This window comes from Microbacterium sp. KRD172 (genome assembly GCF_017168295.1).
Lineage (GTDB): Bacteria > Actinomycetota > Actinomycetes > Actinomycetales > Microbacteriaceae > Microbacterium > Microbacterium profundi.
In genome coordinates this window covers 2,207,166-2,219,070 of record NZ_JABFAS010000002.1, presented here as the reverse complement: position 1 = coordinate 2,219,070, position 11,905 = coordinate 2,207,166, and the positions used below count along the sequence as shown (strand labels likewise).

The following is an 11,905-nucleotide window of genomic DNA, read 5'->3' as shown; positions in this document are numbered from 1 at the left end:
TACGCCACGCCTGCGAGAGAGGGAGTCGATGACTGTCCGCCGTGCCTTGTTCGACCGGGCCGCGCATCTGCGCGACGAGCCGGGGATCCTCGAGGCGCTGCGCGCATCCGGTGATGTCCGCGTGATCGTCGTGCGCGACGGCCGCGTCCGGATCGATGACGGCGTGCTGGTCGCAGTCGCGGCAGACGAGGTGGCAGAGGCGCAATGGGCTCTGCTCGGCAGGCACAGCGACACGGGTCCTCTTCTCCTCGCTGTGGAGGCCGTGTCCTCCGACTCGATCGATGCGGCACCGGCGGAGACCTGGCTCGGACTGCGCGATGCCGGTGGCCTTCTCGACCCCGAGAGCACAGAGCTCCTCGTCGAATCGATCGCACTCGCCGGGTGGCTGACCGACGCGCGCTTCTGCGCGAAGTGTGGATCCGACACCGAGCTGCGTCAGGGCGGATGGTCGCGCAGGTGCAGCGCCTGCCAGCACGACATCTTCCCGCGCACGGACCCTGCGGTGATCGTCGCGGTCGAGAGCGAGGACGGCGAGAGGCTGCTGCTCGGTGCGAACGCGAACTGGCATGGTCGGATGTACTCCTGCTTCGCCGGCTTCGTGGAGGCCGGCGAATCGCTCGAGCTGACGGTGCACCGCGAGATCGAGGAGGAGGCCGGAGTACGGCTCGACTCCGTCCGCTACATCGGTTCTCAGCCGTGGCCGTACCCGCGTTCCCTCATGGTCGGATTCCGCGCGACAGCATCCGACGAGCGCCGCGCACGCCCCGACGGCGAGGAGATCATCGACGTGCGCTGGTTCACGCGCGAAGAGATCGGCAGCGCGCTCGACGGCGACGGCCCGGTGGGCCTGCCCGGGCCGGCGTCCATCGCGAGATCGCTCATCCAGGGCTGGTACGAGGATCGGGCGCCGGGTGCACTGAACGAACGGGCCCCCGAGTGAGCGCGGCTCGTCGGAACGCAGAGTCGAAGTGAGCGCGCTCGACGCCCTCGACGAACGGCAGCGGGAAGCGGCATCCGTGCTGCGCGGCCCCGTCGCCGTGCTCGCAGGTGCGGGTACCGGTAAGACCCGTGTCATCACGCATCGCATCGCGCACGGGGTGGACACGGGAGCGTATTCGCCGAGTCGTGTGATGGCCGTCACCTTCACGGCGAAGGCAGCGGGTGAGCTCCGCGGACGCCTGCGCGGCCTCGGTATCGAAGGCGTCGTGGCCCGTACCTTCCACGCGGCCGCCCTCGCGCAGTTGAACTTCTTCTGGCCGACCCTCGCCGGATCCCCCGCGCCGAGCATCATCGACAACAAGGTGCGTGTGCTCGGGCAGGCCGCAGAGCAGTTGCGGCTGCGTCCGGACACCGCCACGCTCCGCGACGTCGCGAGCGAGATCGAATGGCGCAAGGTCTCGATGCTCTCGATCGAGCAGCACGCCGCGCTCGGACGCTCTGTCGGGCGGATCAGCACCGAGCAGCTCGCCGCGCTGCAGCAGGGCTACGAAGCTCTCAAGGACGACCGTCGTCAGCTCGACTTCGAAGACGTGCTGCTCGCATGCGCCGGGATGCTGGAGGCCGAGCCGCGGGTGGCCGCGTCCGTCCACGAGCAGTATCGGCACTTCACGGTCGACGAGTATCAGGACGTCTCGCCACTCCAGAACCGCCTGCTGGAGAGGTGGCTCGGCGACCGCAGCGACATCTGCGTCGTCGGCGACGCCAGTCAGACGATCTACTCGTTCGCGGGGGCCGATCAGAAGTACCTGCTCGAGTTCGGACGCCGCTACCCGAACGCCACGGTCGTGCGGCTGGAGACGAACTACCGCTCTCAGCCGCCGATCCTCGCCGCGGCCAACGCGCTGATGAACGGCCGCGCCGGCGCCCTCGAACTCGTCGCGGCCCGCGAGTCGCTCACCGCGGAGACGCCGACCGTCACGACGTACGAGACCGAGACGGACGAGGCCGCCGGCATCGCCGCCTCGATCGCCGCCAGGATCGCTGCCGGCGCCTCGCCGTCCGAGATCGCGGTGCTCTACCGCGCGCACTCGCAATCCGGCGCGATCCAACAGGCTCTCGGCGAGGCGGGCATCGCATCGCGTGTGCTCGGCGGCAAACGATTCTTCGACATGCCGGAGGTGCGCCAGGCCGTGCTCGCACTGCGCGGCGCCTCCGTGGCACCGACCGAGCGGGGCTTCCTCTCCAACGTGCAGAAGGTGCTGCGCGAACTCGGCCTCAGCGACGAACCGCCGGCCGCAGGAGGAGCCCAGCGCGACGGCTGGGAGGCACGGCGCGCTATCCTGCGTCTCGCGGAGGAGGCGCCGAGCGAGACCACGCTCCGGTCGTTCAGCGAGATGTTGATGGCGAGGGCGAAAGACCAGCACGAGCCGACCGTCGAGAACGTGACGCTGTCGACCCTGCATGCCGCCAAGGGTCTGGAGTGGCCGCACGTGCACTTGGCGGGGTGGACGGAGGGCGCGCTGCCCATCTCATACGCGACCGGATTCGACGCGATCGATGAGGAACGGCGACTCGCCTATGTCGGTATCACGCGCGCCGCTCGAACTCTCGCACTGTCGTGGTCTCATTCCGCTGGGCGACGGGAGCGACAGCCGTCGAGATTCCTCCAGGAGATCGGAACGACTGCTCGCGGCACCGGCATTCTGCGTGAAACCGTACCGAACGCCAGACGCGGCGGCCGTCGGGGCTGACCCGTACGCACTTGCTCGTGCGGCCGGGCTCGGCGAGGATGCGTGCGGCGAGGGCTGCGGCCTCGGCCGTGCGCGCGGCGGTGATAGGACCTGATGCCGTCCCCACCAGCTGCGCGTGCAGCGTAGGCCATGCTGCATCGCGCTCACGCTCATGGCCGTCGCGGCAGGACAGGCACGGCGTGCGACCTGGCTCGACGAGCGGGCCGATCGTCGTACCGCCCGCTTCGAACGCGATCGGCAGGTGCGTGAGATCATCGCGCAGGTGATTCGCGAGCTGGCGGGCGGATGCTGCGCCCTCCACCAGCACGACGGCCACAGCGCCCGGAGTGCCGCGTTCGGTCGTGCGGAAGCCCTCGTCGACCATGGCGATCTCGGTACGGGCCGCGATCCGTGAATCGGCCATGTCGAGGCTCTCGATCCAGATGCGCGGCAGCGGAGGCGGATCCTTGTGCAGCACGGGCTTGAGGGCGTCGAGAAGCTCGCGGGCTCCATCGCGCGGAGCGCCGGCGCTGTGTGCGATCACGTCGAAGGCGCTCAGGCGGAATCCATCACGCAGCGACTGCAGCAATCGGTCGATCCATGGCTCGGAGACCTCGACGCGCACCACGCCCTCCATGCCGAACTGCACAGTGTCGGCGTCACGCCACAGAAGAGGATAGGCAGGGTCCAGGCGCGTCAGCGTGGGTGGTGTGATGGGCGGCATGCACCGATTCTGCCCACCGGCCGTTCCCCGTGGGGCGGCGGAGGCTGATCAGTGGAGAAAACCGTGCCTGCGGCCGATGTGCAGTGCGAGTCGGCGCGACCGTTGCCGTGCTCGCGTGCAAGTCTGGCGGCCAGCCGTAACTCTGGCGGTCGCAGATCGTCCGTCTGGCCGCCAGAGTTGCTCAGGGCCGCCAGAATCAGGGCGCGCGCTCAGACCGGGGTCTCTCCGCCCTGATTCTTCTCATCATCGCCCTGCTCGGCATCATCCGCTTCGGCGTCGCCCGGCTTCTTCTCCTCAGAGAAAACGTCGCCGGCCAGCAGCCGGGTCAGTGCTTCATCGAACTCATCCGCCACGGGCTCCTCGCCGCGCGCTCGGGCCTGCAGTCGCTCGATCAGCGCGGTCGGGGCGTCGATGTCGGCAGCGGTCGGCTGAAGATCCGGGTAGTCCCAGAGCGAATCGCGGGCGGCGATGCCGACGGCATCCGTCACCTTCTGCCACATCGCGGATGCTTCGCGCATGCGGCGCGGGCGCAGCTTGAGCCCCACCAGCGCACCGAGCGCGTCTTCGGCCGGCCCGCCGACCGCGCGACGGCGTCGGGCGGCCTCGGCCAGCCGCACGCTGTCGGGCAGTCGCGAAGTGGCCTCGGCGGTGACGACATCCACCCAGCCGTCGATCATGGCGATGATGTTCTCCAGACGCGCGAGGGCCTCGCGCTGCGCCTCGGTCTGCGCGGGCAGCAGAGCGCCGCCCTCGATCGCCGCACGCAGCTCTTCGGGGTTCGAGGGATCGAGGCGACTCGCGACGTCTTCGAGCGCCTCGACGTCGACGGTCACGCCGCGGGCGAAGTCGGTGATCTGCGACATGACATGCAGGTGCAGCCACTTCGCGTGCCGGTACACACGCGCGTACGCCAGCTCGCGGGTCGCGAGATACAGAAGGATCTGATCCTCTGGGATCTCGAGACCCTCACCGAACGCCGTGATGTTCTGGGGGATCAGAGCGGCCGTGCCGGCCGGAAGCACCGGGATGCCGACATCACCGCCGGAGACCACCTCGAGCGAGAGATTGCCGAGCACCTGCCCGAACTGCGCCGCGAACACCGAGGAGCCGAGCCCTCGCATGAGCTGGCCGGCGCCTTGGATGGCCTCGCGCATGTCGTCGGGCACCTGGGTGTCGAGCGCGCTGGTGAGGGCATCCGCGATGCTGGTGGAGACGGGGCCGGCGATCTCCTTCCACACCGGAAGGGTCTTCTCGACCCATTCGCCGCGCGTCATCGCCTGCGGATTCTCGGCGAGCTCCGAGATCGTGGTCGCCTCGCCCAGCCAGAGATTCGCCAGTGCGAACGAGTCCACGAGGGAGTGGCGCGAGCCGTCGGTGATGCCCTGCCCTTCGCGGTTCGCGATGTGCAGCGCCTGGCGCAGGGTGTTCTCCCACGGGTCGCCGCCGAACGCGCCCTGCAGCTGGCGCATGAGGCCCGCCATCATCGCGGGATCGATCTCGAGGCCGTCCGCGCCGCCGAGGGCGTTCTGCAGCGCGCTCAGGTCGAAGTCTCCGACGCCCGCGCCGGACATCATCTTCCGGAGGAACTCCTGGAAGTCCTCGGGGTTGGGGTCGTTGTCTGCCATGTCGGTCGCCTCTCAGCACGTCGCTAGCCGTGACATCTACGCTAGTTGCAGGATTCTGCACGCGACCCCGACGCGGGCAGATCGCTGTACGCCGGTCGCGAACGACGGAGGATCCACTTGGCTCACGCGCGCACACCCAGGGTCGGCCTGGGCGTCTGGGCACTGATCGTCGCGCTCGTCGCACTGGTCGTGCTGACCTTCCTGCCGACGCCGTATGTGATCCAGCGCCCAGGGCCGGTCTACGACACGCTCGGCACTGCCAAGGGCGAGGACGGCGAGGAGGTGCCGCTCATCGCGATCGACGGCGCAGAGACGTTCGAGACCGGTGGCAGCCTCAACCTGCTGACCGTGCAGGTCGTCGGAAACCGGGAGCGCACGCCCTCATGGTTCGAGCTGGCGCTCGCCTGGATGGACTCGTCGCGCGCAGTCGTCCCGATCGACGCGGTGTTCCCCGAGGGAGTCACGAGTGAGGATCGCGACGAGCGAAACGCCGCGCTGATGGTCGACTCGCAGCACGAGGCGACCGCAGCCGCGCTGAACGAACTCGGCTACGACACCGGCGCCGAGGTCACGGTGGTGGAAGCGATCGAGGACTCGCCCGCAGCCGGCGTTCTCGAAGAGAACGACGTCATCACGGAGATCGACGGTACGAAGGTCACCGGCGCAGCCGAGCTGCGAGCCGCCATCCAGGATGCTGAAGGCGACGCGGTCGAACTCACCGTGCTCCGTGGCGGAGACCAGCAGATCGGGGTCGAGATCACTCCGGAGCTCGACACCACCGACGGCGTCGACACCTGGTTCATCGGCGTGACGCTCACGACTCAGTACGACTTCCCGATCGACGTGACGATCCAGCTCGACAACGTGGGCGGTCCCAGCGCCGGCATGATGTTCGCGCTCGGCATCGTCGATGAGCTCACCCCGGGGGAGATGACCGGCGGCAACGACATCGCGGGCACCGGGACGATCGACGCCGCGGGCGCGGTCGGCCCGATCGGCGGCATCCGCCAGAAGCTGTACGGCGCCGTCGACGCCGGTGCCGACTACTTCCTCGCCCCTGCGTCGAACTGCGACGAGGTCGTCGGGCACGTCCCCGACGGGCTGCAGGTGATCAGCACCTCGACGCTCGAGGAGTCGCTCGACGCGCTCGAGGTGATCGCGAACGGGGGCGACGTCGACGCGCTGCCCACATGCACGGCATCCGCGTCCTGACCCTGCCGGCATCCGCTCCCTGACCCTGCCGGCATCCGCTCCCTGAGCCTGTCGAAGGGATTGCGCTGAGAGCGGACCGTGACCTCACCGTCATCACAGGCACAGCCCGCTCACCGAGAGCGTGCATAGGATGGAAGGGTGACCACGACCTCGGCGCCGAATCCGGCCACGCCCCGTACCTCCCGACGAATCATCACGATCTCGCTGGTGATCATCGCAGCGATAATCGCTGCGTTCTTCGTCTTCGCCGCGCTCTACACGGACTTCCTCTGGTTCGACCAGTTGCAGTTCGCGAACGTCCTCACCACGCAGTGGCTCGCCACCGCGGTGATGTTCGTGGTGGGGTTCCTCGCGATGGCGGTGCCGCTGTTCATCGTGATCCAACTGGCATACCGGCTGCGCCCGGTCTACGTGCGACTGAGCTCGCAGCTCGACCGCTACCAGGAGGTCATCGAGCCGCTGCGCCGCCTGGCGATGTGGGGCATGCCCATCTTCTTCGGCCTGTTCGCCGGCTTCGCCGCCGCAGGCAACTGGGAGACGGTCTGGCTCTGGTTCAACGGAGGTGCGACCGGTGAGGTCGACCCGCAGTTCGGCATGGACACCGGGTTCTACCTGTTCGCGATGCCCTTCTACTCGATCCTGCTGGCGTTCGTGTCAGCGGTGATCCTTTTGTCGCTGATCGTCACAGCCCTCGTGTCGTATCTCTACGGCTCGGTGCGCATCGGCCAGGGCGAGCTGCGTATCTCGAAGCCGGCTCGCATCCAGCTGGCCGTGCTCGCGGGGCTCTACCTGCTCGTCCAGGCAGCGAGCCTCTGGCTCGACCGCTACAAGACGCTCGTCACCGAAGAAGATCGCATCACCGGCGCGGCGTACACGAGCGTCAACGCGACGATCCCCGGCATGGCGATCCTCGCCATCCTCGCTGCGCTCGTCGCGATCCTGTTCTTCGTCACGGCGGTCATCGGCCGCTGGCGCTTCCCGCTGGTGGCGACCGGTCTGCTGATCGTCGCATCGCTCGTCGTCGGCATCGGCTACCCCTGGGTGGTCGAGACCTTCCAGGTGAAGCCGAACCAGAACAGCTTCCAGGCCGAGTTCTACCAGCGCAACATCGACGGCACCAAGGACGCCTACGACATCGCCGACCTCGAGGTGACTCCGTTCAAGGCGGAGACCACCGCCGAGGCGGGGCAGCTGCGCAATGACGCCGAGACCACGGCATCCATCCGCATCCTCGACCCGAGCATCATCAGCCCGACGGTGCAGCAGCTCGAGCAGTTCCGCAACTACTACCAGTTCCAGGAGACGCTCGACGTCGACCGCTACAACATCGACGGCGAGATGCAGGACACCGTAGTGGCGGTGCGCGAGCTCAACGTCGACAAGCTCGGCGACAGCAACAGCTGGAACAACCGCACCGCGGTCTACACTCACGGCTATGGCCTCGTGGCCGCTGCCGGAAACCAGCGCACGAGCGAGGGTGAGCCGGTGTTCCTCGAGCGCGGCATCCCGTCCTCCGGATTCCTGACCGAAGGCGAGGAGTACGAGCCGCGCGTGTACTTCGGTGAGAACTCACCGCTGTACTCGATCGTGGGCGCGCCGGAGGGCACCGACCCGGTCGAGATCGACTATCCGCGTGGCAAGGACGGCGCGAACGAGACGAAGAACACCTTCGATGGCGACGGAGGCCCGAGCGTCGGCAACACGCTGAACAAGCTGCTGTACGCGCTGAAGTTCCAGGAGGCGGAGATCCTGTTCTCCGACCTCGTGAATGATGAATCCCAGATCCTGTACGACCGGGACCCGATCTCCCGCGTGCAGAAGGTCGCTCCGTACCTCGAACTCGACAGCGACCCGTACCCGAGCGTCGTCGACGGTCGAGTCGTCTGGATCGTCGACGGCTACACGACCAGCTCGACGTACCCGTACTCGACGAGCGTGAGCCTGTCGGATGCGATCGCCGATTCGAACACGGCAGCGCCGAACTTCGCGATCGACGACATCAACTACATCCGCAACTCGGTCAAGGCCACCGTCGACGCGTACGACGGCTCGGTGACCCTGTACGCATGGGACGACGAGGACCCGATCCTCAAGGCTTGGCAGAAGGTCTACCCCGCGACCGTCGAGCCGATCAGCGAGATGTCGGCCGACCTCATGAGCCACGTGCGCTACCCGACCGATCTGTTCAAGGTGCAGCGCGAGATCCTCGGTGTCTACCACGTCGACACCGCCGGATCCTTCGCGCAGCAGGACAACCGCTGGCAGACGCCGAACGACCCGCGCAACGACAACCAGCTGCAGCCGCCGTACTACCTGTCGATGCAGATGCCTGGGCAGGATTCGCCGCGCTTCTCGATGTTCTCGACGTTCATCCCGGCGTCCTCTCAGGGGACGACGAGTCGTAACGTCCTGATGGGCTATCTCGCGGTCGATTCGGATGCTGGCGCGACTGCCGGCGAGAAGGCAGACGGCTACGGTCAGTTGCGGATGCTGGAGATCGATGCGGACACGACTGTGCCCGGTCCAGGTCAGGTGCAGAACACGTTCGACTCCGACACGACCATCGCCGACAAGCTCAACGTGCTGACCCTGGGCAAGTCCGAGGTCAAGTACGGCAACCTGCTGACGCTGCCCGTCGGCGGCGGTCTGCTCTATGTGCAGCCGGTGTACGTGCAGTCGTCCGAGGGAACTCAGCTGCCGCTGCTGCAGAAGGTGCTGGTCACGTTCGGTGACAGCATCGCCTTCGAAGACACGCTCACTGCGGCGCTTGACGTCATCTTCGGCGGCGACTCCGGCGCGAGCGGCGGAGACGAAGAGGTCGAGCCCGTCGACCCCGGTGACGGCACGAACCCTCCGGACGAGGGCACGACCGATCCTGATGAGGGCACGACGACGCCGCCGGCCGACGCGGATGCACGTGAGACGGCTCTTGCCGCCGCACAGCAGGCGCTGACCGACCGCGACGCGGCGCTGAAGTCGGGCGACCTCACGGCGTTCGCCGAGGCCGACAAGCGCCTCACCGCCGCGATCACCGATCTGCTGGCTCTGGAGTCCGCCGAGTAAGAACCGCGTACAGCAGAACGGGCGTCCCGCGAGGGGCGCCCGTTCTCGTACATACGGGGCCCGTTCTCTCACACCGCTCCGGGCGTCTACCTCGACCGGCGCATCCCGCGAGCGATGCCGGGGTAAAACTCGATCTGAACCCCGGAAACTCTTCTCGCATCAGCCCTGGGCGCTCGCGCAGGGGAATGCGAAAGGCCCCTGATCGGGATTTCTCCAGATCAGGGGCCTTTCTTGTGTCGCTTCTCGTTGCGGGGACAGGATTTGAACCTGCGACCTCCGGGTTATGAGCCCGGCGAGCTACCGAACTGCTCCACCCCGCGGCACGTCTACTAGCCTAACACGGGTTTCGGAGCTGGTTAACCACGGGCAAACTGCGCGAGGATGGAGACATGTCCGAGACCGCCGCACTCACCGTCGCCGTCTGCCAGTTCAGCCCGACAGCCTCACGGGCGGACAACCGCGCCCGCATCGCGGAGTTGACGGCGGATGCCGCGGTCAGGGGAGCGCGCCTGGTGGTGTTCCCCGAATACTCCAGTTACTTCGTCGACCCGATGGATGCGACCCTGGCCGCGAATTCCGAATCTCTCGACGGCGATTTCGTCGGTGCGCTGCAGGCGACGGCATCCGCTCACGACGTGACGATCATCGCCGGCCTGGTGGAATCGGCGGGGGATCGGGTGCGCAACACGCTCGTCGCCATGGATGCCGCCGGCCTGCGTGCGACGTACCGCAAACAGCATCTGTACGACGCCTTCGGGCAGACCGAGTCGGACTGGATCGAGGCCGGGGAGCTCGGCGCCCCGGAGACGCTCGACGTCGGCGGACTGCGCATCGCGATGATGACCTGTTACGACCTGCGCTTCCCCGAGGTCGCTCGCACGCTCGTCGATGTCGGAGCCGACGTCATCGTCGTTCCGGCGGAATGGGTGCGCGGCCCGCTCAAGGAGCATCACTGGACCACGCTGCTCGCAGCGCGCGCGATCGAGAACACGGTCTACGTCGTCTCCGCCGATCACCCGACGCCCATCGGAGTGGGGCACTCGCAGATCGTCGATCCGCAGGGTGTGGTGATCGCAGGAGTGGGCACCGCCGAGGGCATCGCCGTGGCAGAGCTCACGAAGGATGCCGTCACCCGTGTCCGTGAGGTTAACCCGGTTCTGCGGCTGCGCCGCTACGGCGTCGTCCCGCGCTGAGTCGATTTCGACGCGCTGCGCTCGCTCAATCCGTTTCGTCTCGCTTCGCTCGCTCAACGCACCGCAGATGTTCGTCAACGCCCAGCTCGCGTCTGCGGGGCGTTGAGCAAGGGAGCGCAGCGACCGCGACGAAACGGGTTGAGCGAGCCGCAGGCGAGTCGAAACCTCACCCGGGCCGTCAGAACGTCGCGGCAGCCAACCGCTGCGCAGCTTCCTCGAGCACCTCGACGCGCTTGCAGGCGGCGAATCGCACGAGCCCGGCGTAGTCGCCGCGGTGCTCCTCGCTCACGAACGCCTCCAATGGGATCGCGACCACGCCGGCCGTGTCCGGCAGCGCCCGACAGAAGGCCATCGAATCCGCCCCGCCTAGTGCTGACGCATCTGCGACCGTGAAGTATCCGCCCTGCGGTGCGATCACTTCGAATCCGGCATCACGAAGGCCCGCCCCGAGAATCTCGTGCTTGCGCGCAAGGGTGGCAGCGGCATCCGCGAAGAAGGTGTCCGGCAAGCGCAGGCCGACGGCGATCGCCGGCTGGAATGCCGATCCGTTCACGTACGTGAGGTACTGCTTGACGGTCAGCACGGCGGTGATCAGATCGGCGGGACCGTGGATCCAGCCGATCTTCCATCCGGTCGCCGAGAACGTCTTGCCTCCGGACGAGATCGTCAGCGTGCGCTCCGCGGCCCCCGGCAGCGTGGCGATCGGCACGTGGGGCGCGGTGAACGTGAGGTGCTCGTACACCTCGTCGGTGACGATGACCGCATCGTGCAGGTGCGCGAGGCGGATGATCTCGGCCTTCACCTCCGGCGAGAACACCACCCCGGTCGGATTGTGCGGGTCGTTCACGAGGATGAGCCGCGTGCGGTCGGTGACGGATGCTGCGAGCACCTCGAGGTCCGGCTGGAAATCCGGCAGGCGCAGGGGAACGGTGCGCAGCCGCGCACCGGCGAGAGCCACCGCTGCCGCGTACGAGTCGTAATACGGCTCGAACACGACGACCTCGTCGTCCGGGGAGTCGATCAACGCCAGCAGTGTCGCCGTCAGTGCTTCTGTCGCACCGGCGGTCACGATCACCTCTGTCGCGGGGCCCACCGAGAGCCCGTAGAAGCGGCGCTGGTGCTCGCTGATCGCCTCCAGAAGATCTGCGAATCCACGCCCGGGCGGATACTGGTTCACGCCCTGCGAGATGGCGGCACGGGCGGCTTCGAGAACTTCGGCAGGGCCGTCCTCATCGGGGAATCCCTGCCCGAGGTTGATCGCGCCCGTTCTCATCGCGGACGCAGACATCTCTGCGAAGATGGTGGGCGCGACGGCGCCGTCGGGAGACAGCAGGCCGGCCCCTGCCGCGGTGCGCCGCCAGGCGCCGGGAATACCACTCATGCAAACCAGGCTAAGGCCATAGCCGACACTCACCGCGG

7 protein-coding genes and 1 tRNA gene are annotated in these 11,905 nt (G+C 67.6%); 5 read left to right on the top strand and 3 right to left on the bottom strand.

The window, feature by feature from the left end:
- Positions 1-28: 28 nt before the first annotated feature.
- Positions 29-940, top strand: a complete 912-nt coding sequence (gene nudC, locus J1M43_RS11085; protein ID WP_033104780.1) for an NAD(+) diphosphatase — start codon at positions 29-31, stop codon at positions 938-940.
- Between the two features lie 28 nt (positions 941-968).
- On the top strand, positions 969-2,690 hold the full coding sequence (locus J1M43_RS11080; RefSeq protein WP_206476704.1) for an ATP-dependent helicase: 1,722 nt from the start codon (positions 969-971) through the stop codon (positions 2,688-2,690).
- Positions 2,691-3,602: 912 nt separating this feature from the next.
- Here the strand turns inward: J1M43_RS11080 and J1M43_RS11075 are convergent.
- Positions 3,603-5,018 (bottom strand): zinc-dependent metalloprotease, encoded by a 1,416-nt coding sequence (locus J1M43_RS11075; protein ID WP_206476703.1) that lies wholly within the window; start codon positions 5,016-5,018, stop codon positions 3,603-3,605.
- 117 nt (positions 5,019-5,135) lie between these two features.
- On the opposite strand from J1M43_RS11075, the gene J1M43_RS11070 reads away from it, so the two are divergent.
- The gene (locus J1M43_RS11070) at positions 5,136-6,230 is read left to right on the top strand and encodes a PDZ domain-containing protein (protein WP_152594793.1); all 1,095 of its coding nucleotides are present in this window, start codon (positions 5,136-5,138) and stop codon (positions 6,228-6,230) included.
- A gap of 138 nt (positions 6,231-6,368) precedes the next feature.
- Entirely contained in the window at positions 6,369-9,293 is a 2,925-nt protein-coding gene (locus J1M43_RS11065) for a UPF0182 family protein (protein WP_206476702.1), read from the top strand.
- Between the two features lie 246 nt (positions 9,294-9,539).
- Here J1M43_RS11065 and J1M43_RS11060 read toward each other — a convergent pair.
- Positions 9,540-9,613, bottom strand: a tRNA-Met gene (locus tag J1M43_RS11060).
- Between the two features lie 69 nt (positions 9,614-9,682).
- Here J1M43_RS11060 and J1M43_RS11055 point away from each other — a divergent pair.
- Positions 9,683-10,486 carry a carbon-nitrogen hydrolase family protein gene (locus tag J1M43_RS11055; RefSeq protein ID WP_033104776.1) on the top strand — a complete coding sequence of 268 codons (804 nt, stop codon included), beginning with the start codon at positions 9,683-9,685 and terminating at the stop codon, positions 10,484-10,486.
- 178 nt (positions 10,487-10,664) lie between these two features.
- On the opposite strand, the gene J1M43_RS11050 is transcribed toward J1M43_RS11055, so the two are convergent.
- Positions 10,665-11,867 (bottom strand): aminotransferase class I/II-fold pyridoxal phosphate-dependent enzyme, encoded by a 1,203-nt coding sequence (locus J1M43_RS11050; RefSeq protein ID WP_206476701.1) that lies wholly within the window; start codon positions 11,865-11,867, stop codon positions 10,665-10,667.
- Between the last annotated feature and the right edge of the window lie 38 nt (positions 11,868-11,905).